This is a genomic window from Alteribacter populi (genome assembly GCF_002352765.1).
In the GTDB taxonomy this organism is placed as follows: Bacteria; Bacillota; Bacilli; order Bacillales; family Salisediminibacteriaceae; genus Alteribacter; species Alteribacter populi.
Window position 1 is genome coordinate 3,997,606 of sequence record NZ_KZ293963.1, and the last position, 24,203, is coordinate 4,021,808.

Annotated in this window: 22 protein-coding genes; 15 read left to right on the plus strand and 7 right to left on the minus strand. The window is 39.5% G+C overall.

Going from position 1 to position 24,203, the window contains the following annotated elements; genetic code table 11:
- Positions 1–68: 68 nt before the first annotated feature.
- The 8 genes from CDZ94_RS18405 (at position 69) to uxaC (ending at position 10,772) form a co-directional block, all read left to right on the plus strand.
- Positions 69–1,586 (plus strand): extracellular solute-binding protein, encoded by a 1,518-nt coding sequence (locus tag CDZ94_RS18405; protein WP_096439639.1) that lies wholly within the window; start codon positions 69–71, stop codon positions 1,584–1,586.
- Positions 1,587–1,789: 203 nt separating this feature from the next.
- On the plus strand, positions 1,790–3,376 hold the full coding sequence (locus tag CDZ94_RS18410) for a glycoside hydrolase family 43 protein (RefSeq protein ID WP_096439641.1): 1,587 nt from the start codon (positions 1,790–1,792) through the stop codon (positions 3,374–3,376).
- A 129-nt stretch (positions 3,377–3,505) separates the two neighbouring features.
- On the plus strand, positions 3,506–5,599 hold the full coding sequence (locus tag CDZ94_RS18415) for an alpha-glucuronidase family glycosyl hydrolase (protein WP_096439643.1): 2,094 nt from the start codon (positions 3,506–3,508) through the stop codon (positions 5,597–5,599).
- A 50-nt stretch (positions 5,600–5,649) separates the two neighbouring features.
- Positions 5,650–6,360, plus strand: coding sequence for a GntR family transcriptional regulator (locus CDZ94_RS18420; RefSeq protein WP_096440996.1), 711 nt, complete (start codon positions 5,650–5,652; stop codon positions 6,358–6,360).
- 32 nt (positions 6,361–6,392) lie between these two features.
- Positions 6,393–7,463 (plus strand): mannonate dehydratase, encoded by a 1,071-nt coding sequence (uxuA, locus tag CDZ94_RS18425; RefSeq protein ID WP_096439645.1) that lies wholly within the window; start codon positions 6,393–6,395, stop codon positions 7,461–7,463.
- A 189-nt stretch (positions 7,464–7,652) separates the two neighbouring features.
- On the plus strand, positions 7,653–8,288 hold the full coding sequence (locus CDZ94_RS18430; protein ID WP_096439647.1) for a YesL family protein: 636 nt from the start codon (positions 7,653–7,655) through the stop codon (positions 8,286–8,288).
- A 69-nt stretch (positions 8,289–8,357) separates the two neighbouring features.
- A complete protein-coding gene (locus CDZ94_RS18435; RefSeq protein WP_096439649.1) occupies positions 8,358–9,353 on the plus strand; it encodes a sugar kinase in 996 nt (331 codons plus the stop codon).
- A gap of 18 nt (positions 9,354–9,371) precedes the next feature.
- The gene (gene uxaC / locus CDZ94_RS18440; RefSeq protein WP_096439651.1) at positions 9,372–10,772 is read left to right on the plus strand and encodes a glucuronate isomerase; all 1,401 of its coding nucleotides are present in this window, start codon (positions 9,372–9,374) and stop codon (positions 10,770–10,772) included.
- A gap of 176 nt (positions 10,773–10,948) precedes the next feature.
- On the opposite strand, the gene CDZ94_RS18445 is transcribed toward uxaC, so the two are convergent.
- Positions 10,949–12,127 carry an ROK family transcriptional regulator gene (locus CDZ94_RS18445; protein WP_096439653.1) on the minus strand — a complete coding sequence of 393 codons (1,179 nt, stop codon included), beginning with the start codon at positions 12,125–12,127 and terminating at the stop codon, positions 10,949–10,951.
- A gap of 464 nt (positions 12,128–12,591) precedes the next feature.
- Here CDZ94_RS18445 and xylA point away from each other — a divergent pair, with 464 nt between their 5' ends.
- The 4 genes from xylA to treR all read left to right on the plus strand — a co-directional run bounded on the left by xylA (position 12,592) and on the right by treR (position 18,493).
- The gene (gene xylA, locus CDZ94_RS18450; RefSeq protein ID WP_096439655.1) at positions 12,592–13,917 is read left to right on the plus strand and encodes a xylose isomerase; all 1,326 of its coding nucleotides are present in this window, start codon (positions 12,592–12,594) and stop codon (positions 13,915–13,917) included.
- 84 nt (positions 13,918–14,001) lie between these two features.
- Positions 14,002–15,501: a xylulokinase gene (xylB, locus tag CDZ94_RS18455; RefSeq protein ID WP_096439657.1), complete on the plus strand. Its 1,500-nt coding sequence runs from the start codon at positions 14,002–14,004 to the stop codon at positions 15,499–15,501.
- Between the two features lie 530 nt (positions 15,502–16,031).
- Positions 16,032–17,717 (plus strand): alpha,alpha-phosphotrehalase, encoded by a 1,686-nt coding sequence (gene treC, locus CDZ94_RS18460; protein ID WP_280951874.1) that lies wholly within the window; start codon positions 16,032–16,034, stop codon positions 17,715–17,717.
- Between the two features lie 59 nt (positions 17,718–17,776).
- A complete protein-coding gene (gene treR, locus CDZ94_RS18465; protein WP_096439661.1) occupies positions 17,777–18,493 on the plus strand; it encodes a trehalose operon repressor in 717 nt (238 codons plus the stop codon).
- 308 nt (positions 18,494–18,801) lie between these two features.
- Here treR and CDZ94_RS18470 read toward each other — a convergent pair whose 3' ends face one another.
- From CDZ94_RS18470 to CDZ94_RS18485, 4 genes are all read right to left on the minus strand, one after another.
- Positions 18,802–19,698, minus strand: coding sequence for a hypothetical protein (locus CDZ94_RS18470; protein ID WP_096439663.1), 897 nt, complete (start codon positions 19,696–19,698; stop codon positions 18,802–18,804).
- Between the two features lie 358 nt (positions 19,699–20,056).
- The gene (locus CDZ94_RS18475) at positions 20,057–20,218 is read right to left on the minus strand and encodes a YfhD family protein (RefSeq protein ID WP_096439665.1); all 162 of its coding nucleotides are present in this window, start codon (positions 20,216–20,218) and stop codon (positions 20,057–20,059) included.
- A gap of 37 nt (positions 20,219–20,255) precedes the next feature.
- Positions 20,256–20,381 carry a YfhE family protein gene (locus CDZ94_RS18480; protein ID WP_096439667.1) on the minus strand — a complete coding sequence of 42 codons (126 nt, stop codon included), beginning with the start codon at positions 20,379–20,381 and terminating at the stop codon, positions 20,256–20,258.
- Positions 20,382–20,815: 434 nt separating this feature from the next.
- Positions 20,816–21,730, minus strand: a complete 915-nt coding sequence (locus CDZ94_RS18485; RefSeq protein WP_342587638.1) for a TIGR01777 family oxidoreductase — start codon at positions 21,728–21,730, stop codon at positions 20,816–20,818.
- 118 nt (positions 21,731–21,848) lie between these two features.
- Here CDZ94_RS18485 and recX point away from each other — a divergent pair, with 118 nt between their 5' ends.
- Both recX and CDZ94_RS18495 read left to right on the plus strand, forming a co-directional pair.
- Positions 21,849–22,667, plus strand: coding sequence for a recombination regulator RecX (recX, locus tag CDZ94_RS18490; protein WP_157911782.1), 819 nt, complete (start codon positions 21,849–21,851; stop codon positions 22,665–22,667).
- A gap of 114 nt (positions 22,668–22,781) precedes the next feature.
- Positions 22,782–23,096, plus strand: a complete 315-nt coding sequence (locus tag CDZ94_RS18495; protein WP_198546735.1) for a YfhH family protein — start codon at positions 22,782–22,784, stop codon at positions 23,094–23,096.
- Positions 23,097–23,428: 332 nt separating this feature from the next.
- Here CDZ94_RS18495 and CDZ94_RS18500 read toward each other — a convergent pair whose 3' ends face one another.
- Together CDZ94_RS18500 and sspK are read right to left on the minus strand one after the other, a co-directional pair.
- Positions 23,429–23,590 (minus strand): YpzG family protein, encoded by a 162-nt coding sequence (locus CDZ94_RS18500; RefSeq protein ID WP_096439673.1) that lies wholly within the window; start codon positions 23,588–23,590, stop codon positions 23,429–23,431.
- Positions 23,591–23,642: 52 nt separating this feature from the next.
- Entirely contained in the window at positions 23,643–23,789 is a 147-nt protein-coding gene (sspK, locus tag CDZ94_RS18505; protein ID WP_096439675.1) for a small acid-soluble spore protein K, read from the minus strand.
- Positions 23,790–23,887: 98 nt separating this feature from the next.
- On the opposite strand from sspK, the gene CDZ94_RS18510 reads away from it, so the two are divergent.
- Positions 23,888–24,154 (plus strand): YfhJ family protein, encoded by a 267-nt coding sequence (locus CDZ94_RS18510; protein WP_198520869.1) that lies wholly within the window; start codon positions 23,888–23,890, stop codon positions 24,152–24,154.
- Positions 24,155–24,203: the final 49 nt, after the last annotated feature.

Here is a 24,203-nt window from a genome sequence, read left to right on the forward strand (position 1 = left end):
TGTGAACGTACGAAAATCGTACATAAGGGTTGTCATTTTATAAAAATAAAACTTGGAGGAGTAATGATATGGAGGGAAAAAAATTGTCAACCTACAGAATGATGTTTTGTTTAGCTATGATGTTGATTTTAGTTTCAGGTTGCAGTGATGCTGAGACTGGTGGTGAAGAATCGTCAGGGGATGAAACGCTTGATATATCCATGGCTCTAAACTTTGACGGTACCGAAGCACCATCGTCTGGAAGTGATGTTGAAGCTAAGTTAGAAGAATTAACGAATACAGAACTAGATATTACTCATATGGTTAGTGCAAATTTTTGTGATCGATTACCTGTTTTAATTGCTTCAGGGGATTTACCAGATGTGATCGCTAGTTGTGGTCCTCCAAATCAATCTTATTTACTAAGTGCGATGCAAGATGATGTGTTTTGGGAGATAGGGGAGTATCTCGACCAGTTCCCTACATTGGCATCCATGGCTGATATCGTATATGAAAATGTCAGCATTAATGAGGAACTGTACGGAATTCCAAGGTATCGTCCGTTATCTAGGTTTGTCACCGTTTATCGACAGGATTGGTTAGATAACTTGGGGTTGGAAGAACCGACAAATTTTGATGAGTTTGTTGATGTTATGAGAGCTTTTACTTTTGATGACCCGAACCAATCAGGGGAAGACGATACCCGTGGGTATACGAGCGTGTCATTACCCGGTCAGTTTGGCTTTGATTTCGGACTCGCTCACGGTTCGCCGCATATGTGGGATGTAGATGAAAGTGGTAACTTTACAAAAGATCATGAAACAGAAGAATTTTTAGAAGGGTTGAAATTCTCGAGACAAGTTTTTGAGGAAGGTTTAGTGAATAGTGACATTGTTGCTCCAGATCGAAGTGCGAGAGAAGCAGATTTTGAAAACGGGGTTTCAGGAATGTGGGCTGCTTCATCCAATAACGTTCTATCGATAGAAGCTGCATTAAAAAGTAATGAGCCAGACGCTGAATTAGGTGTATATAATGCATTGGAAGGACCAGTTGGTGATAGAAGGTTACCAAGTCAAATGGGCTCAAATGGGATCCTCATGTTCCCGCGAGCTTCTGTTGAATCAGAGGAACATTTATTACAACTGTTAGGTTTCTTTGAAGAAATAGCTTCAAATCAAGAAGTCATTGATTTATTTGCCTGGGGTATCGAAGGTGAACATTATGAGCTAAATGATGGTGTACCTGAACATATTGATTATGACAAGTATATGAATGCAGTAGGCTATCCGTATCGTTATCCATTGGTTACAGCACCAATTGAGGAGAGCATGACGCAAGGGCAGTTGTCTGAATTAGCTGAGTATGTTCTGGAATTAGAGGCGGAAAATGATGAGTTGGTTGTTACAGACCCAGCGATTAATCTCGTATCCGAAACTGAAAATCAAATGGGAGCAGATCTTGAACAACTCATTAATGATGCGAAGTTCCAATTTGTAACAGGTGAAATTGATGAAGACCAATGGTGGGAGGCTGTTGAAACATGGAAAGATCGTGGAGGAGATCAAGTTCGTGCTGAGCTTGAAGAACAATACAAAGAACTAAATTAAAAGGACTGATAGTTAACATTGCGGGGTTAAATCAACCTCACAATTCAAATTAAGTCTGGTCGATTAAGGTCACTTATTGGCCAGACTACTTATTTTAAAGGATCAAAAGTATAAAAATCTACGTATCGATTATCGATGTCTAGGTTTAGACGTTTTTCTAAATATACTCTTAAAGTAATTTTGGCAGAAAAGGAGAAATAAACATGTCTGTTATTGAAAATCCAATCCTTAAAGGCTTTCATCCTGATCCATCTATCCTTCGTGTTGAAGGCGATTATTATATTGCTACATCTACATTTGAATGGTTCCCTGGTGTAAGAATCTATCATTCTAAAGATTTAAAGAATTGGCGATTTATTAATAGCCCGTTAACTCGAGTATCTCAATTAGATATGAAAGGTAATATCAATTCAGGAGGCATCTGGGCTCCTTGTCTAAGTTATAGTGACGGGTTATTTTATTTAATTTATACCGATGTTAAGTCGTGGCATGGTGCTTATAAAGATACGCACAATTATTTAGTTACAGCTGAAAATATTACCGGACCTTGGTCTGAACCTGTGTATTTGAATAGCAGTGGGTTTGATCCTTCTTTATTTCACGATTGGGACGGTCGTAAATGGTTTACGAATATGATTTGGGATTACCGAAAAGGGCATCATCCTTTCGGTGGTATTATCCTACAAGAATACTCAGAGGAAGAACAAAAATTAGTAGGACCTGTGAAAAACATTTTTAAAGGGACAGATATTAAATTAACGGAAGGTCCTCACATTTATAAGAGAAATGGCTATTACTATTTATTAACGGCAGAGGGCGGGACAGAATATGCTCATGCTTCTACACTAGCGAGGGCGAAAAACATTGATGGTCCTTATGAAGTGGATGAGCAGTATCCATTGTTAACGTCTGCAGGCCGAGATGAGCTACCTTTACAAAAAGCAGGACACGGTAGTTTAGTAGAGACGCAAGATGGAGAATGGTATTTAGCTCATTTATGCGGCCGTCCTCTTAAAGATAAACGCTGTACATTAGGACGGGAAACGGCGATCCAGCATTGTGAGTGGACTGATGACGGCTGGCTTCGATTAAGTCAAGGCGGGAACGCACCATCATTGCATGTAAAAGGTATAAATGTACCGGAGTACAAGTTCGAAACAGCACCTGAAAAAGATGACTTTGACGAGCCGGAACTAAGAACTGACTGGAACTCTCTTAGAATTCCTGCAGATCCGTCTTGGGTATCTCTTAGTGAACGTCCTGGTTACTTAAGGTTAAAAGGAATGGAATCACTATCTTCATTACACAAACAGAGCCTTATAGCGAGACGCCAGCAAGCATTTAATGTTGAAGTTGAGACGTCAATGGCATTTGAACCGGAAACATTTCAGCAAATGGCAGGGTTGATTTTTTACTATGATACAGAAGATCATGTCTACTTAAATATCACCCACCGTGATGGGCTAGGGAAATGTATCGGGATTATTCAAACGAAACATGGTGAATATGATGAATTGCTAGAACGTTATATCGAAATTGAAGAGGGGCAAGAAGTGAAGTTAAAGGCTGTTGCTCAGAATGAGTGGCTACAACTCTATTATAAAGTTGAAGGTAGCGTAACGGAATGGAAGAAAATTGGAACAGAAATTGATATTAGTCATTTATCTGATGATTCTGCTCCTCATGTCAGGTTTACGGGAACATTTATTGGTATGTGTACCCAGGACTTGAGTGGGCAAAAAAAAGAAGCTGATTTTGATTATTTTGTTTATCAAGAGAAAGATGAATAAGCTTTAGCTCATAACGAGGAGAGGCTTTGAGATGATCCATCCGAAGTTGGGTAAGGTTGAAGCCTAAAAAATGTGGTGATTCTTAGCAAAGTGAATGAAGGGTAGATTTTATTAGGAGGGCAGTCACTTATGCGTTTTTATGATCATTATAATACGAGCTTGAATGACGATATCGACTTAGAGCATGAGAGCAGCTACAACGCGTGGTTACAATATGCGTGGATCGGAGACTTAGAATACAAAAAACAGATAGAACGATATACGAATGAATTGGTGACGTTAGAGCAGTCGAGCATCATTCATTCGGCTACGACAGAGTTAAATCAAGCATTATTTTCAATGCTTAATAGTCAGCCGCGAGTATCCATGAGCTTAAGCTCTACAACAGGCCTTGTTCTTGCAACAACAAAACAAGAGAGACAGCTTCCTTCAACAATCCGTTTAGAAGATATTGAAGATGAAGGGTATGCGATTAAAACTCACGATAACCAAACAATCTATATCGTGGGTCGATCAGACAAAGGAATTTTATATGGAACGTTTCATTTGCTACGTCTGATACAAATGAAGAAGGACCTTGATAATCTTGACATTCTTGAAAACCCGGCAAATCAATTTAGAATGATCAACCAGTGGGATAATGTCGATAGTAGCGTGGAGAGAGGATACTCAGGAAATTCAATTTTTTATAGAGACAATCAATTTTCAAGTAACTTAACAAGAATTAAGGACTATGCGCGTCTTTTATCTTCTACTGGGGTTAATGCGATTTCAATAAACAACGTAAATGTGCATCAAATTGAAACCAATTTTATTACAAGTGAGTTTTTGCCTGATGTAAAAAAAGTGGCTTCGATTTTCAGGGCATACGGCATTACGACGTTTTTAGCTATAAATTACGCGAGCCCTATAGGGATTGGAAATATGGAAACAGCGGATCCTTTAAATCCATCCGTTCAACAATGGTGGAAAGAAGCTGTGAAAGAAATCTATGAATCGATCCCTGATTTTGGCGGGTTTATTGTAAAGGCAGACTCAGAGAATCGGCCGGGACCTTTTACTTATAACAGAAACCATGCTGACGGCGCGAATTTGTTAGCAAAAGCTTTAGAGCCATACAATGGCGTTGTCATCTGGCGGTGCTTTGTTTATAACTGTAAGCAGGACTGGCGTGACCGTGAAACAGATCGTGCTCGAGCAGCCTACGATCACTTCACGCCATTAGACGGCAAATTCAATGATAATGTCATTTTACAAATTAAAAATGGGCCGATGGACTTTCAGGTGCGAGAGCCTGTTTCTCCACTAATAGGCGCTCTAAAAGATACAAATCAGATTCTTGAATTTCAAATTGCTCAGGAATATACCGGTCAGCAGCGTCACCTCTGCTATTTAATTCCTCAATGGAAAGAAGTCCTTGACTTCGACACCTACGCCAAGGGTAAGGGGACTGAGGTTAAGACAATTGTAAACGGCTCCTTATATAACAATAAATATAGTGGAATTTCAGCTGTTTCAAATATCGGTAATGATTATAACTGGACAGGTCATACGCTAGCCCAGGCAAACTTATATGGCTTTGGTAGATTGATTTGGAATCCTGATTTATCAGCAGATGAAATTACAGATGAATGGGTGAGAATGACCTTTGGAAATGAATCACAAACGGTAGAAGTGGTTTCTCATATGCTCAGTCAGTCTTGGGAAATTTATGAGAACTATACTTCCCCACTGGGTGTTGGTTGGATGATTAATCCCGGACATCATTACGGACCTAATATTGAAGGATATGAGTACTCTGCATGGGGAACCTATCACTTTTCAGACCGGGATGGAACGGGAGTAAACCGAACGCTAAAGAACGGTACCGGCTATACCGGACAATATTTTTCTCCTAATAAAGAGATTTATGAATCCATTGAAAGGTGTCCGGACGAATTGTTGCTCTTCTTCCACCATGTTCCTTACTCTCATCAGTTGAAATCGGGAGAAACCGTTATCCAGCATATCTACAATACTCACTTTGAAGGAGTAGAGCAGGTTGAAAGGTTAGCAGCTGACTGGAGAGAGTTAGAAGGGAAAGTAGATAAAGTTCGATTCAATGATGTTTTATCAAAACTGGAAGAACAGCTGGAGCACTCCAAAGAATGGCGCGACATTATTAATACCTATTATTATCGTAAGTCTGGTATTGACGATAGGTTTAAGCGAAAGATTTACTAAGAAATTGCTTTCGTAAAGTTTGTGGATTAACCGGGTGGTAATAAGGGGTGATGAAGATAGTAAAAGATAATGAGCTTGGGAAATTGTCGATCAGAGATTATGTCTATTTATCTCTAAAAGAAAGAATCCTCTCATTAGAGTTAGAACCCAACACTAAGATTTCAGAAAAAGAAATTGCTGAAGCATTAGAAGTAAGTAGAACCCCGGTGCGAGAAGCATTTTTGAAGTTGTCTGAGGAAGGGTTACTGGAAATTGTTCCTCAGAGTGGAACAACTGTTTCAAAAATTGATCTTTATTTAGTAGAAGAGGGTCGGTTTGTACGCGAGAAATTAGAAACAGCGATTGTAAGTGAAGCGTGTGTTAGTTTTTCTATGCCTTTTTTCGTTCAACTCGAGTCGAACCTAACGCTTCAAGAGATTAGCATCAAAAAAGATTATACAAGAATGTTCGAGCTTGATGAAGAGTTCCATAAAATCCTTTTTTACGGATGTGGGAAAACAAGGACATGGGAAATCACCCAACAAATGAATACTCAATTTAAAAGATTGCGGATTTTGAGGTTATTATCAACTGAATTAGATTGGGATATTATTGTTCTTCAACATAGAGAAATACACAGGCTCATTTCAAATGGTCGAGCGAAGGAAGCTGAGAAAGTGATGAAAGAACATTTACAATTAGTTGATTTTGAGAAAGAAACCTTATTAAAACAATATCCACATTATTTTAAAAAGCTTTCTTTACATAATCACTTAACTTGAGGACGTCAAAGCAGAAAGAGGGAGTAACTCCGTTGAAAATATCTTTTCGTTGGTTCGGAAAAAATGATGACAGTGTAGCATTGCGGGAAATTAAACAAATACCTGGTATGGATAGTATTGTAGGTGGCCTGTTTGATATTCCGGTTGGAGGTGTCTGGCCTGAAGACAGAGTGATAGAACTTCACAACGAAGTAAAAAGTAGTGGATTGAAGCTTGACGTCATTGAAAGCGTCAATATCCATGAAGATATCAAGCTTGGTTTACCAACGCGGGATCACTACATTTTAAATTATCAAGAAACGATCAGGAACCTTTCAAAAATAGGGATTAAAGTGATTTGTTATAACTTTATGCCTGTTTTTGATTGGACAAGGTCCTCCCTTGCTAAAGAGTTATCCGACGGCTCTACTGTTCTTGCCTATGATAGAGAGAAGATTGAAAAAGAAGACCCTCAACAGATCGTAGAACAAATTGAAAGAAGTTCAAACGGGTTCTCGTTACCGGGGTGGGAGCCGGAGCGACTAAAAACAATTAAAGAGTTATTTAAAATGTATGAAGATATAACAGAAGAAGACTTATTTAACAACTTAAAATATTTCTTAGAAAAAGTTATTCCAGTAGCCGAGGAATGCGATATTAAGATGGCCATTCATCCGGATGATCCCCCTTGGCAGGTGTTTGGTTTGCCGCGGATCGTGACAAATAAAGAAAATTTAGAGCGTATCGTTAAGTTAGTTGATAGCTCATCTAATGGTTTAACGCTTTGCTCGGGATCCTTAGGCGCTAATCCTAATAATGATATCCCTGACATTTTTAGATATTTTTCAGAGATGGGAAAAGTGCCATTTGCCCATGTAAGAAATATTAAACATTATGAAAACGGTGATTTCGAAGAGTCCTCACATCGAAGTTCGGATGGGTCACTGGATATTTATGGAATTATTAAAGCGCTCCATGACACTAAATTTGACGGGTATTTACGACCTGATCATGGACGAATGATTTGGGGGGAGCAAGCACGTCCTGGATACGGGTTATACGATCGTGCTTTAGGAATTATGTATATACTTGGAATTTGGGATAGCTTAGAGCACGAGAAATAGATTGGAATAAAGGTGGAGAAGGACCATGGAACATTCAAGCCTAAGAAACAAAGTGGCGTTTTTTTTGTGGATCAATCATTGGTAAATACGGGAGGTTCGGTTATCAATATTTCCTCAGGTGGCTTTATGGCATATTCAGGCGTTTGATAAAGTCAGAATAACATTAATCCATTGAAAGAAGGGTCAATTATGGAAATGAGTGGAATGTTCGGAGGGGTTTACCGCATCAGTTTATGGATTAGTAGGTTTGCCTATCTTAATTTAATTTGGATCCTATTTACCTTACTTGGGCTAGGGGTCTTCGGGTTTATGCCTGCAACAATAGCCATATTCTCTGTAACGAGACAGTGGATTCGTGGAAATACAGATTTGCCAATTTATAAGACATTTTTAAGCTATTATAAGAGAGAATTTATAAGGGCGAATCTACTTGGACTGATTTTAGTCTTACCTGCTGCATCTATCTATTTATACTTCACGTTAACTCAAAGCTCGGAAATGTGGATGGTGATAACGAGAGGATTGTTGTTAGTCGTTACGATCCTATATAGTATCATGCTTCTATATATTTTTCAGGCTTATGTTCACACGAACTTAAAACTCATCATGTATTTAAGAACGGCTCTAATGATGGGACTAGCCTATCCACACTATACATTACTCATGATCATTTCAATCTTTTTTCTGCAATTTGTATTTGTAAATGTTCCGGGGCTTGCAATTTTTTTTGCTATGAGTATTACGAGTTATTTCCTCATGTGGATTGGTAATCGAATTTTTGTTAATGCACAAAATGCTGAAAGTGAGGTCAAAGTATCTACTTAAAAATGGTGAGAGTTATAGATGGGATTTTTTTACATTAACTGGGTAACGGTTAAGAGGAGGGATAAGCTCATGACTGTGAGTTCCACTATAGACGTTGTAACCATAGGGGAGAGTATGGTGTTGTTTCAACCAATGCAAGAAGGACAGATCAAGTATGCACCCCTGTTCACGAACTCAATTGGGGGTGCTGAATCCAATTTGGCGTTAGCCCTCTCAAGACTAGGAATGAAAACTCGTTGGATTAGTCGAGTCGGCCAGGATCCTTTTGGTGAAATGATTCTCTCCACACTGTCGGGCGAAGGGGTAGACGTTTCTCGTGTAGTCGCTGATGATTCAGCAAATACTGCAGTCTTTTTTAAAGAAACGAAAGGTTTTGGAGATCCTAATGTTTATTATTTTAGGAAGCGTTCAGCTGCTAGTAAGTTATCGATTCATGATATTCAAGAAAATTGGTTCCATGGCGCGAAGCATTTACACGTCACAGGCATTACACCGGCATTAAGTGAAAATGCAGAAGAAATGGTAAGAGAAGCAATGAGGCAAGCGAGGTCAAAGGGCATGACCATTTCATTTGATCCCAATATACGTAAAAAGCTTTGGAGTGAACAAAAGTCACGAGAAGTTATTTTGTCGTTACTCCCACTATGCGACGTCTTTTTGCCAGGTGTGGATGAAGCGGAATTTTTACTAGGGGAAATGACAGAAGAGGACTATATGAAAGCATTTCAAGAGATGGGCCCTCCGGTTATTGCTCTAAAACTCGGTGAAAAAGGAGCAATTGCCAGGTACTTCGAGCATAATCATATCGGGACTGCTTATAAAGTCAAGCAGATTGTCGATACAGTCGGAGCAGGAGATGCATTTGCTGCGGGATTTTTATCGGTCCTGCTCAATCAGCCGGATCCACTTAGTGAACCCTCACTTAAAGAAAGCTTTCCTCACGCCATCGCTCGGGCAAATGTGATGGGGGCTTTAGCTACCCAATATAAAGGAGACTGGGAAGGAGTCCTAACTTTAGAAGAATTAGAGGGCATTATGTGCGGGAAGCAAAAGGTTACTCGATAGTTCTTAAGGAGGAGTATAATGACGGCACTGATCCATGATGATTTTATGTTAAATACTGAAGCGGCAAAAAGGCTATACCATGAGTATGCGAAGGAAATGCCGATCTTTGATTTTCATTGTCATTTGTCACCAGAAGAGATCGCTACCGATAAAAAGTTTGAATCGATATCTGAAATTTGGCTGCACGGAGATCATTATAAGTGGAGAGCAATGCGAACTTTAGGGGTAAAAGAAGAGCTGATAACAGGAGAAGCTTCGGACAGAGAGAAATTTAAAGCTTGGGCAAAAGTGGTACCTTATACGATTGGGAACCCGTTGTTTCACTGGACACACTTGGAACTAAAGCGGTACTTTGGGATCAATCGTTTGTTGACTGAAGAAACGAGTGATGACATCTGGGAGCAATTAAACGAAATGCTACAAACTCCTGAGTTTTCGTCTCAAAAAATAATCGAAAAGTCGAACGTGAAAGCGATTTGTACAACAGATGATCCGATTGATACGTTAAAATTCCATGAATCAATTGATGATAATAAAAGCTTTCAAACGAAAGTTTTACCGACGTTTCGACCTGATAAAATTGTAAATGTTGAAAGCGAATCATTTATTCACTATATTCACAAACTGGGTGCAACTGAGGAGGTTACTATTACTTCGTATAAAGACCTGTTAAAAGTAATTGAGACAAAAGCACATTATTTTAATAAAAGAGGCTGTTGTGTGTCTGATCATGGTTTAAATATTTTTCCATTTTCGATGTGTACTTATGATGAAGCCTCAGCTATTTTCAAAAAGCTCATTTTAGGTGAGAAGGTGTCCAGAATAGAAGTGGATAAGTATAAAACGTATACTTTAGTTTTTTTAGGCAAGCTCTATCATTCACTCGGATGGGTGATGCAATTACATTTGGGAGCGATTAGAAGTAATAACGATAGAATGTTTAAAAGGGTTGGACCTGACACGGGGTTTGATTCTATTCATGATTATCAGTTGGCAAGCTCATTGAATGGGTACTTAAATGAATTAGATAAAGAAGATCAGTTACCTAAAACAATTATCTATAACTTAAATCCATCACAAAACTATGTTGTAGCAACGACAATAGGCAATTTTCAGCGTGAAGGAGTAAAAGGCAAAATTCAATTTGGTTCTGGCTGGTGGTTTAACGATCACAAAGATGGTATGGTCCGACAAATGACAGACTTATCCAATGTCGGTATTTTTAGTAGCTTTATCGGTATGCTTACGGACTCTAGAAGTCTGTTATCTTTTACTAGGCATGAATACTTTAGAAGGATTCTCTGTGATTATGTTGGAGGGTGGATTGATAGAGGAGAGGCTCCTGCAGAATACGAATTTTTGGGAAGTATAATCAAGGATATTTGTTACAACAATGCAGAAAATTATTTTGAAATATAAAGATGGAATATTGAAAGTGTGGATTAAAAAGTGTCGATCAAAAGGAGTAGCAATGGCTTTGCACGGTGCGCGCCAGCTATGAGAAAACTGCTCATAGCTAGCATAAAAGATGCACCGGCTTCGTCAATTGCTTAGTTGGTACATCAAAAGGCTAAAATCGGTCTTTTGTGTACCAACTAGAAGGCTATGTCTGTTTGGAAGATTTCTTTAAAGTAATGTTCTATTGAGTAGGCTGAGCTGCCTAGAGCTGTTGAGTATTGCGATAAATTTGCGTAATTGACGGTTAGGTTTGTTTGATGTTCGTTTAATGTCTTCTCTTTAATCACTTGCATTAGTGATGTGTGAAGGTGGTCTTTTGCGATCGTGAGTCTGTTTCCGATGATGATTTGTTCGGGGTTAAAGGTGTTTATTATGTTGTTAATTCCAACACCTAAATAATATCCTATCTCATCAAATAATGTTTTGACCTCATGATCTTTTCTAGCAGCATCCATTAATCCTTCAAGTGAGGGTTCGCTGCCATATTTACTGCCAATTACTTCGTGGGCTCGGTTAATCAATGCTCTTTCAGATGCATAAAGTTCCCAACAGCCTTTACTGCCACAGCCACATAATTTCCCTTGGGACTCAATGATCATGTGCCCCATCTCTCCACTTAGTCCACTTTTACCTCTGTAGAGTTTATTATCTAAAATGAGTCCAGTTCCAATCCCAATACCAAGGCTGATATAAACGAGATCGGCAGACTCCTTCCCGACACCGAAACACTTTTCTCCGTACGCACCTGCATTTGCTTCATTTTCAACAATCACAGGTAATGAATATTTTTCCGAGATAATATTTTTTAAGTCTGCTTGCTCCCATTGTAGGTTAGGTGTGTATAAAACGTTTCCATCAAGGTTAACGATGCCTGGAACCCCGATACCAATACCGATAACGCCACGGTTACTTTCCGCGCCTTTTTGAATAAATTCGCTAATAACCTCTTCTATGAAAAGAATCGTTTGGTTGAAATCATTGGTGTTCATTTTTTGGTTTTTCTCGAACATAATGTTTCCACGAAGGTCAGTCAAAATACCAAGCACATAGTTTACGCCTATATCAATCCCAATAGAATATCCTGTCTTTTCATTAAACTTTAGCATCAGTGGGCGTCTGCCACCACTCGATTTTCCTGGGCCGGTTTGATGACAATAGCCTTCTTCAATCAATTCTTCGACTAAGCTTGATACTGTCGCTTTTGTAAGGTTCAGTTGCTGGGACAAGTGAGCTCGAGAAATTGGCTCGTGATTTTTTATTGATTGTAAAACTAAAAATTTATTACTGATCTTTATCGATTGTTGATATGCGCTCATAGGCTAGCTCCTTTTTACTTTAAAACTATAAAGGTATTACTTGAATGAATTTCATAATTCTGAGCCTAGACAGCTCAACGGTTCTAAGACATAAAAAAAGAAGCACCTCTCCAAATGTCGAAATTTTGTAAGTGGTCAAACAAACGAAATGAAATGGGAGGAAACCGTCTGTTTAGCACCCTACATATTTGGACGGAATCTGCGAGACTCCTGCGGTTCGTCCGCGGTAAGCGAGTAGATGCAGTCCAATGGAGTTGCAAAAAGATACGCTTTTTACAATAATGTAATAATCTGAAGTAGTATTCTTTTTTGAACCCAAATGAATTATGAAAGTGATTCACTTAGAACAGTTATAACATAAAATATTTCCAATGCAAACTTAGTTTATTCGATGGACAAACTAAGTTGGTGTTGGTATGATGAATGTAAATACTAGATCATTATTCATATTGGAGGGAATTAAGGTGGCCTATTTTAAAAATGTAAACAAAGTAAACTATGAAGGACCTAGCACTCAAAATCCTTTTGCATTCAAGTATTATAATCCAGAAGAAACAATGAAAAATGGGCAGACGATGGAGGAGTTTTTACGATTTTCTGTTGCTTACTGGCATACCTTTGTCGGAGACGGATCAGATCCTTTTGGGCAAGGAACGATGGTGCGACCATGGAATAAATTTTCAGGAATGGATTTAGCGAAAGCTCGTGTGGAAGCGGGTTTTGAGTTGTTTGAAAAGTTGAATGTACCGTTTTTCTGTTTCCACGATGTTGATATTGCACCAGAAGGCGAAACATTAAAGGAAACCTATGATAATTTAGACGAAATCGTAGGAATGCTGAAAGGTTACATGAAAACAAGTAAAACAAAATTACTATGGAATACGGCCAATATGTTTACACACCCTCGCTGGCTTCATGGGGCAGCTTCTTCTCCTAATGCAGACGTTTTTGCTTATGCTGCAGCAAAAGTAAAAAAAGGTTTAGAGGTTGGTAAAGAGCTCGGTGCTGAAAACTACGTGTTTTGGGGCGGACGAGAAGGGTATGAAACACTCTTAAACACAGACATGAAGCTAGAGCAGGATAACCTCGCACGCTTTTTCCATATGGCTAAAGATTACGCCCAGGAAATCGGATTTGATGCGCAATTTTTAATCGAGCCGAAGCCAAAAGAGCCTACGAAGCATCAGTATGATTTCGATGTAGCGACGGGATTGGCATTCTTGCAATCATACGACCTCACGGATCATTTTAAATTTAATATTGAGGCAAATCACGCAACACTTGCTGGACATTCTTTCGAGCATGAACTACGTGTTGCGAGAATTAACGGGATGCTAGGGTCTGTTGATGCAAACCAAGGAGATACACTTTTAGGGTGGGATACAGATGAGTTTCCTACAGATATGTACGCAACCACACTAGCAATGTATGAAATTTTGAAGAACGGCGGGCTTGGCACTGGAGGATTAAACTTCGACGCTAAACTAAGAAGGGGTTCATTTGAGCCGGATGATTTATTCCACGGGCATATTGCGGGAATGGATAGTTTTGCGATCGGTGCAAAAGTGGCAGAACGGTTAATTGAAGACAAAGTATTTGATTCCTTTGTAGATGAACGATACAGCAGCTATAAAGAAGGAATCGGCCTTGATATTGTCGAAGGGAAAACAGATCTTCATAAGCTAGAAAAGTATGCTCTTGAATTGGGAAGTATTCGCAACCATTCTGGAAGACAGGAAAAGTTAAAAGGTCTTCTTAACCAATATTTATTAGAAGCTTTGACGAAATAAAGACACAAAGTGAGGTGCTGGTTAACGGAAATGTTAACCAGCATATTTTACATATTTATAAGTATATGAAAAGGGTGATGATCAATGAGCAGCTATGTTATTGGAGTAGATTTAGGCACGAGTTCCGTGAAAGTACTCTTAATGAACCCTGAAGGAAAAGTTTGTAAGGAAATCTCTAAATCGTATCCATTAATTCAAGAAAAGCATGGGTTTAGTGAACAAGATCCAGAGGAATGGGTGGAAAAAACGACCGAAGCGATAAAGAAGTTAGTAGATGAGTTTGATGGAGAAGCAGCTGACATTAAAGGAATCAGTTTCTCTGGACAAATGCATGGGCTTGTATTGTTAGATAAAGATCGAATCCCTTTACGTCATGCCATTCTATGGAATGATACGCGGACTACAGAACAATGTAAACAGATATATGACCTTGTGGGAGAAAAAACACTTCTCGAGATTGCGAAGAATCCAGCTTTAGAAGGGTTCACTTTACCAAAATTGCTCTGGGTCAAAGAACACGAACCCGAAACATTTGAACAAGGAGAGGTATTTTTACTGCCGAAGGATTACTTAAGGTATAAAATGACAGGCCACCTTCACAGTGAATATTCAGATGCAGCAGGGACGTTGTTGTTAAATGTTGCAGAGAAAAAGTGGAGTGAAGAGATTTGTGAAAAAGTAGGGGTCAATGTCGACCTTTGTCCTCCTTTAGTTGAATCGAATGAATGTGTTGGGGAAATTGACCAGTACTTTGCGGAAGCTACCGGTTTAATGAGTACGACAAAGGTTTTTGCTGGAGGTGCTGATAATGCCTGTGGCGCGATCGGCTCAGCTATATTAAGCGAAGGGACTACGCTGTGCAGTATTGGTACTTCAGGAGTTGTTCTATCCTATGAGGAATCTGGAGAACGAGAGCTTGAAGGTGGTGTCCATTATTTTAATCATGGTAAGGAAAATGCGTATTATACGATGGGGGTAACTTTAGCTGCTGGATATAGCCTCGAGTGGTTTAAAGATACTTTTGCAAAGGATGAAGACTTTGAGCAGCTCCTAGTAAATCTCGACGAGGTCCCCATAGGTGCCAGAGGGTTAATGTTCACCCCTTATATCGTAGGGGAGAGAACTCCCCATGCAGACGCAAACATTCGTGGAAGCTTTATCGGAATAGATGCTTCCCATTCAAAAGCTGAGTTTACAAGGGCGGTTGTGGAAGGGATTACGTTTTCCCTAAATGAATCGATTGAAATATTTAGAGAGGCTGGTAAAACGATTGAGACGGTCATTTCCATTGGTGGCGGAGCCAAAAACGAAGAATGGCTTCAAATCCAAGCGGATATTTTCAATGCGAAGATTGTGAAACTAGCGAGTGAACAAGGCCCGGCAGTTGGAGCTGCAATGTTAGCTGCCTATGGTTTAGGCTGGTTTAATTCTATAGAAGAGTGTGCAGCTGTCTTTACTTCACAGGAGGAAACATATGAACCGATTCCTGATAACGTGAAAAAATATAATGAATATTACCGAATTTATAAACGGATCTATAGTCAGACACGCGAATTAAATGAATCATTGAGTGAATTAAGGTAAGTCCAGCGGTTTTTACAAGCATCCGCTGGCAAGAGGATATGCTTTTTTCATGGAGAGAATCTACAAGGAAATGATTCTCCATCTGCCAAAAACCTTGCACCTGATTTTGAGGTAACACATGGGGTAGCCAAAGGATGCTGCTGCAATGGCACGCCTTACGCGAATGGAGGCGTTACATGCGGAAAGCGAAGCCATGGAAGTGGCACCCTTTGTATTTGAAGTGCCAGAGTTATTCAGCAATCCCTAAATATAATCAAACACTAAAAATGTCTCCGATACAATGGGGGCATTTTTTTGAGTGAAGAAGGCAACTTTCTTTTGTAGTAATTCAAGGTAGAAAAAAATCCAGTGATTCTTTTCTGATTTGACTAACTTGTATATACAAGATATACTTGAACCGAAATAACATTGAAAACGATTTAACAGACAATAGTAAACCTCATTTCCACTGGAAGAACCTAGAGAATACGGTTTCAATAGTTAGAAATATGGGGAACATGAAAAAGACCGACTTGATGGAGGGATAGAATATGAACATGAATGAATGGTGGAGAAAATCCGTCGTTTATCAAATTTATCCGAAGAGTTTTAATGATACGATGGGAAATGGTATCGGTGACTTAGAAGGCATTATAGAAAAGCTGGATTATTTAAAGGAGCTTGGAGTCGATATTATTTGGCTGACTCCGGTTTATAAATCTCCACAAAAAGATAATGGTTATGATATAAGTGATTATTTCAGCATTCATGAAGAGTATGGGACAATGGAAGACTTCGATCGATTGTTAGCTGAAGCCCATAAACGAGACTTGAAAATCATTATGGACATCGTGGTGAACCATACTTCTACTGAACATGAGTGGTTTAAACAGTCTGCACAGTCAAAAGATAACACATACCGTGACTTTTACATTTGGAAAGACCCAATAGATGGAGAAGAACCAACAAATTGGCAGTCTAAATTTGGCGGTACTGCCTGGAAGTACGATGAAAAAACAGAGCAGTATTATTTGCATCTATTTGACGTCACGCAAGCAGATTTGAATTGGGAGAATGAAGAAGTTCGTGAAAAAGTGTACGATATGATGCGGTATTGGTTTGACAAAGGGGTAGATGGATTCCGACTCGATGTTGTTAACTTGATTTCAAAGGATCAGCGTTTTCCGAACGATGATGGCTCTGTGGCTCCGGGGGACGGACGTAAGTTTTACACAGACGGTCCCCGCGTGCATGAATTTATGCATGAAATGAACGACAAGGTGTTTTCTAATTATGACGTTATGACAGTTGGGGAAATGAGCTCAACGACTGTTGATCACTGTATTCAGTACACAAGACCAGATCGTCAAGAATTAAGTATGACATTTAACTTCCACCATTTAAAAGTTGATTATCCAGAAGGTGAAAAGTGGGTAGCAGCAGACTTTGATTTCCTTGCTTTAAAAGAGATTCTTTCAAAATGGCAAGTAGAAATGCACAAAGGTGGCGGTTGGAATGCGTTGTTTTGGTGTAATCATGATCAGCCTCGTGTTGTCAGCCGTTTTGGAAATGACGGAGAGTATCATAATGAATCAGCAAAAATGCTTGCAACAACGGTTCACATGATGCAAGGGACGCCGTACATTTATCAAGGGGAAGAATTTGGAATGACCGATCCGAAGTTTAATCGCATTGATGAGTACCGCGATGTAGAAACTCTCAATATTTATAAACTGAAACGCGAACAAGGGATAGATGAGGCTGAACTTATGAAGAGTATTAAGCAAAAATCCCGTGATAACTCGAGAACGCCTGTGCAATGGGATGGTAGTGAAAACGCAGGATTTACATCGGGTACACCTTGGATTGGTGTTGCAAATAACTATAAAGAAATTAATGCTAAAAATGCGATGGAAGATCGAAACTCTGTATTTTATCATTACCAGAAGCTAATTGGGCTGCGAAAGAAACTGGATATTATCACTTATGGAAGCTATGAGCTTTTACTCAAAGAGGATGAGCAAATGTTTGCCTACGTTCGAGAGTATAACGATGAAAAGTTATTGGTCGTTAATAACTTCTATGAGGATGAAGTGGACTTCGAATATCCTCTTGATGACCTCGCTGGTTACAAGTCAGAAATTGTGATCTCAAACTATGATGATGCTCCTTCAAATCCGAGAGAGGTAAAGTTACGAGCGTATGAGTCGGTAGTTTATCATTTGAAAAAAGCATGATAAACTGAATGAAGCTGATTGCTGATTGAATTGCACACACATATAAAGCGGTGAAAACGATGCAAAATAAGTTTATTAAAATCTACAAGAGTATTGCAGATAAAATACAATCAGGTGACTATGACCCACAAAGTAAGCTCCCTTCAGAGCATGATCTGATGGAAGAATATGATACGTCACGTGAAACGATTCGCAAAGCGTTAAATTTGTTGGCCCAGAATGGATTTATTCAAAAAGTCCAAGGAAAAGGGTCCATCGTTTTGGACGCGCGAAAGTTTGATTTTCCTATTTCTGGTTTGGTGAGCTTTAAAGAGCTGGCTAAAAAAATGGGTGATAATCATAAAACGTATGTTGAAAAGTTAGAGCTGATCAATCCCAGTCCATACATACGAGAACAATTGAAGTTAAACGATCGTGAGAAAGCTTGGGAAGTCCATCGTGTTCGTGAGATTGACGGTGAGAAAGTGATTCTCGACAAAGACTTTTTAAATCAAATGTACGTCGATCATTTAACAGAATCAATCTGTAAAAACTCGATTTATGAGTACATCGAAGGTCAGCTTGGAATGACAATTAGCTTTGCCAAAAAAGAAATTACGGTTGTTGAACCATCGAAACAGGATCGGCAACTTCTCGATTTAGATGACTTTTCCAACGTAGTCGTTGTGAAAAATTACGTCTATTTTGATGATGCTAGTCTATTTCAATATACAGAATCCAGACATCGTCCTGATAAATTCCGGTTTGTAGACTTTGCAAGACGAATGCATGGATAAGTGAAATAATAAAGCGTGCCTCCAATTGTGGAAGCACGCTTATTTTTTGTTGCAATTAAAAGGCTAGCCGCTAGTCTCAAGGGAAAAGCATACTTGAGACTTTAATCACATGCGGCGGAAGCTAACGCTGTTTTAATAAAGACCGCTATGCGTTTTTTCTTACGAGTTAAAAAATCTACGCTTAAGTGTCTAGCTCCAGGCGCCATCGTCTCGTGTCAAATAACCTGCCCGATTAAAAGTAAAAAGCACTTTTTATCGGACAGAACATTTGCATGTCGCCGATTAGCGGGCGCCTTGCGCTTTTCTTGTTATCCTGTTTTTTTATTCTTTAAAGCCATCACAATCGAGTGACGGATCGCTTTGTCGTGAACAGTATCGTTAAGCCAAGCCTTCGGACTTTCATTCATATCGTGTTTTACCCGCTTAAATAGCGTGGATAGTACGCTTTTCAAGACGTTTGAATAATGAATGTGATCGATGCGCTGGGCAAGGTGGAGTATGTTTTCGATCAGCGGTGAATGGTCTAGGGAAACAGATTCCGCCGTATTCAGTAAAAGGCGTTGGACCGTCGCTGTCTCGTTAAACTCCAAGTAATATTGACAAATATGCTCGAGCAGATTTGGGTATTTTTCCATTTGAAAACCGAGTTCGGGAACTAGCGCATCTTGGCGGTGAGAAATTAAAAATGAAAAGCTTTTGTTAGCATTAGCTTTGTGGAGAGCATCTTTTAACGTTTCGAGTATGAGCGAGTTGTTGTGTTTTCCGTCTGTTCTTTGGAGAGTAAGTAAGCGCGAAGGCCATTGATGTTTAATATCTTCAAGGTGTTCGTCATAAAGGTGTTTCATGACATTTTCATTTTTCATCTTTGCATCTTCTTTTGGTTTGAGAGCATCTCGTAAATCGTCTTGGGTAACACGGTGCTGTTTTTTGCGCTGTATAATTTCCTTATGCCGGTTTAAGGCATTTGTAGAGGCTTCATTAGTCTTATTTGAGAGGTAAAAAGAATCAAGAAACTTTCCATCATCGGACAATACGGCAAAAATCACCGGTGTATCTTGATCAAATAGTAATACGTTTGTTTTCTTTTTGTTAATGTGCTCTTCATAGCGGACTACGTAATTCATTTGACTTCCATCCATAAACACTTTTTTTCCTAAAAAACTTGGTGGCAGGCGTTTCACTGGCGTCACCTTTCCTTTCATCATTCCGGGGCTCCGGATTATTTGAACTGTGTAAAGGTGTTCCTAACTGCGATCAGACTATATGCGGTCTCTTCGGATGATCACGTAAACATTTAGCCGAAAATTGGAAAAAATAAAGTGACAATTAAGATGAGTAAGCTGTATTCTTTGCTATTTCCGAGGCCGAGAGAATCGCGGTATGCCCAATGCTCGTCATAATCTTGAGTATAACCATGGAGAGGACAAAAAGAGAAAGCCAAGAAGATGCGTCCTCCTATGCGCAAGCGATCTCTCTTCTCTATCATACCTTTCTTTGCACGTTTTGTGTAGGGTGGAGTAATGAAAAAGGATGCCCGAGTATACAGACATCCAAAATTGTGGCTTAAATATTATCTGTGTTTACGCGATGATCGGCGGCTTTTGCTCGTGCTTGTGCTTCAAGATCCTCTGTGTCAGCCACCTCTTCTGAATACTCTACTACTTCATTATCTTGAACTTCCTTCAGGTCTGGAATGTTTTTGTCCCGTTTGTTGTCTTTACTCATTGTGATAGCCTCCTTGATTACGTTATCATCCCTTAAGTTATCTTCCGTTTTTGCTTCTTAATGCAGCACGGTCGGCTGCTTTAAAATCGCTCATATAAGCCATTTCTTGTGGTTTTTTTAATTTACTTCGTTCTTCTTTCGCTTGGCGTTTTTTACTTTCCATACAATTCACCTCACGTTCGTTAGTCGTTAGTAGTGTGAACAGAGAGGAGGAAAGTTATTCAGGTTTTTGGTTTAATTACCAACAAAATAATTACTTAAAAAGTCGGTTACTGACTTTTTGAGTAATTCCCGAAGCAATGAGCAGAGCCAATGCATTTTTCAACGGTATATCCTCTTGCAACACAGGCGTATGCTACTTATTCACAGCTTTTAAATAGGTCCCTTTGCAATAAAATTAAGAGGTGTTTGACTTTTGATCTGCAAGGATATAAGTCTCCTTTTTGCCAAAAACCTTGCACCTGATTATGAGATACATATGGGATAGCCAAGGGGTACTTCTGCAATGGCGGAGGCTGAAGCGTTGCCTGCGAAAAGCGAAGCCATGGAAGCGGCACCCTTTGTATTTGAGTGCTAGAGTTATTCAGCAATCCCTATTTAAGATTCGGATAATAAATTTTTCAAAGCTCCCTCCAATTCAGGGAACTGAAAAGGATACTGATGGTGCTGTAATTTTTCAGGTATTACTCTTTGACCTTCCAGAACGAGAACACTCATATCACCGAGTACCGTTTTTAAAGCAATACTTGGAGACGGCAGCCAATAAGGGCGGTTAATGACGTCAGCTAATTTGCGGCCAAACTCGTTCATTTGGACTGGTGTTGGGGCGGTTACATTAACTGGACCGGAAAGCTTGTTATTTTCGATAGTAAAAATGATCGATCCAATGACGTCATCTATATGCACCCAGCTTATCCACTGCTTACCTGTTCCAAGTGGTCCGCCTGCAAATAGCTTAAACGGAATCATCATTTGGTTTAGGGCTCCCTCATTGTCATCCAGAACCATTCCAAAACGCATATAGGCAACGCGAATGTTGTCTGTTATTGCATGGCTCGCTTCTGCCTCCCAACTCTTTACCACTTCAGCAAGAAAGTCATCACCACTTTCCTTGTTCTGTTCGGTAAATGTTTGCTTAAAGGAGGTACCATAATAGCCAATAGCCGAAGCATTTATGAGGATTTCTGGCTTTTGATCAAGCTTATGAAGAATAGCTATTGCCTCCTTCGTAGCGTCAATTCTGCTCTTTAAAATTCTTCGTTTTCGCTTTTCTGTCCACCGTCCGCTATTCAAGCTCTCACCGGCGAGGTTAACAAATGCATCGATTCTTGCTAATTCCTTTTCAGGAGTACTTCCTTCTTTTAACCATTCAACAAAGGTAACATTTTTTGTATCTTGTTTATTGTCATTGTTTCGCGTTAAAATGAGCACTGAGTGGCCGTTCGCTGTTAGTTGGTTGGCTAATGCTGAACCAATAAAACCAGATCCCCCTGCAATGGCAATCTTCATCATTACCTTCCTCCCTATGGATGTTCATCCGTTTTCTTAACCTATGTATTTCCTTTTTAATCTTCCTATTAAACACGCTCCTGTTCAATTATGATACGATAATTGACGAGAGGTGACAGTTTTGGCAACCATATCTAAAATTACATTACATAAAAAGAGAAAAGGTCGTTATCACATCTATATTCAGCAGGACGGTTCTGAACAATACGCGTTTACGCTTAATGAAGATGTTTTAGTAAAGCACGCTCTCCAGAAAGGTTCGTCTCTGTCACAGGAACAAATGATAGCGATAAAAAAAGACGAAGAAAAAAGCAAAGCTTTCAATCGGGCGCTTCATTATTTATCCTACCGTATGCGGACTGTAAAGGAAATGAATGGCTATTTATATGATCAAGAGATTACCGATGAAGAAAAAGATGAAATTTTACAGCGTTTGCTTGAAATGAATTTGCTCGACGATGCTGCTTTTGCGGAATCGTATGTACGAACGAAAAAAAATACCCAAAAAAAAGGCCCGTTAAAAATATCGGTGGAGCTTAAAGAAAAAGGCGTTGCCGAAAAGGCGATTCAAGGCGCATTAAAGCAATATACTGACGGGGAACAGCTAGAGCATGCGATTGAATGGGGAGAAAAAAAGCAACGTTCTTATAAGTCAGATTCCATTCAGAAGAAAAAGCAAAAGCTCATCCAGTTTTTAATGCAGAAAGGTTTTTCACAAAGTGTCGCGGTAGAAGCGTTAAAGGAGATCAATTTTGAAGCCGATGAGTCAGAGGAGCTTGCAGCGTTAACGAAGCATGCAGAAAAAGCTGTACGGAAATATGACAAATTCGATGGATGGGAAAAAGAAAGACGAATCAAACAATATTTATATGGAAAAGGATTCCCTTTTGAAAAGATCGACCAATGGATTAATGACTGGAACGACGAAGATAGTAAGTAAAGGTTTAGTGTGGAAATTGATAATGTTTGGCTGTAAATTGTGTGAAGGGGACTTTTTTTTCATCGCGCACTCTCCTATAATGAAGGTATAAAAGGATGAAAAGGACGTTATATGATGGATAAAAGATACAGTCGCATGACTGAAATGGAATTGCGAAATGAAATTGCTTCCCTTAAAGAGAAAGCTCAAAAAGCAGAACAAATGGGAATGGTAAACGAATATGCCGTACATGAACGGAAAATGGCAATGGCGAAGTCTTATTTAATGGATCCTGGTCAGTTTGTTCCTGGGAAAGAATATCATTTAGCAGGCGAAGTGATGAGTACATTTAAGATCACCTACATGAATGGTGTGTTCGCTTGGGGATATCGGGATGGACAAAAGGAAGAAGAAGCCGTGCCAATCTCATTATTAGAGGATGTTCAGTAAGTCCGTTAAAAATAGCTGTCGTAGAATAGGATCTCCTACTAATACCGCCACGTCCTGTGGCGAACGCAGGAGTCACCTTAACCTGGGGAAGTTCGTTGGCTTGTTTCTCGCTCCTCACGTATTAATACCAGATGTCTCTTTCTCTGCTAGTTAAGCTACGAAGAGTGGATCGCTACGACTCGTCGCTCTGGTGCTCGAAAAATTTCGCCGCCTCGACCTACTCTGCTCTTTTTGTGCTCCTTTTTGAACATGCACTATTAGAGGAAAAGTAAAAGAGAGAAAGGCGTTTAGCCTTTCTCTTGAGGTTCGCGATGGAGAACTTGTCGCCCCTGTTAGCTCCGTTTGCGTGTTTGTACAGCGAGTACGTAATTGTGCAAGCTTTGCTCTGTTTCTCCATTCACTTGATGGAAAGCATGTTTCGGCTTTGCACGAGGAGATTGGAATGGATCGACATATTTAAATCCTGACAATTGGCTCGTTTTTCCTTTTGCCATTACAGGCACCTCCCACATTGTGTTGAAAGTTAGTCATTCGAACAGTGTTTGTCTAGTGTTTTTCATTTGATGATTGCATACGTGCGTACGGACGGTCATTTGTTTCGCCGTTTGTGCGCTTCGATGCATGTTCATCGCCGACATTTCTGTCTTTTGATAACTTCATGGGATTTGGAAATCCTTTTGCTTTGTTTCTCAAGGAATGAACCTCCTTTTTTGACGGGGCATGAATAGTGTTTGAAGTGACTTTTGATTTCATCCTTTGGAAAAAATGTAAAAGGAGGAGCATTTGTAATTGTGAATGATTATTATGAACGTCTCACAAACCGGTTGTTAGAAAGAAATGAACAAATGTCATATAGAGAAGCTCGTACATGGATAGAGCTTCTGTGGGAAGACTTTGAATCGACATATGCATCAGCCGGGAGAGAATACAGAGGTAAAGAAATGACTGAAATGGTGCTTCTGCAATGGATTAAACAATATGGCAGTCGTCTTCACGATGTGATGATTGAAAACCCAAAATATAGGGAGCACTTTAAAGGTAAAGAAATTCTTCACTAAAGTGAAACCGAAAAGGGCTGTCTTGTTCCTAAGACAGCCCTTTTCATAT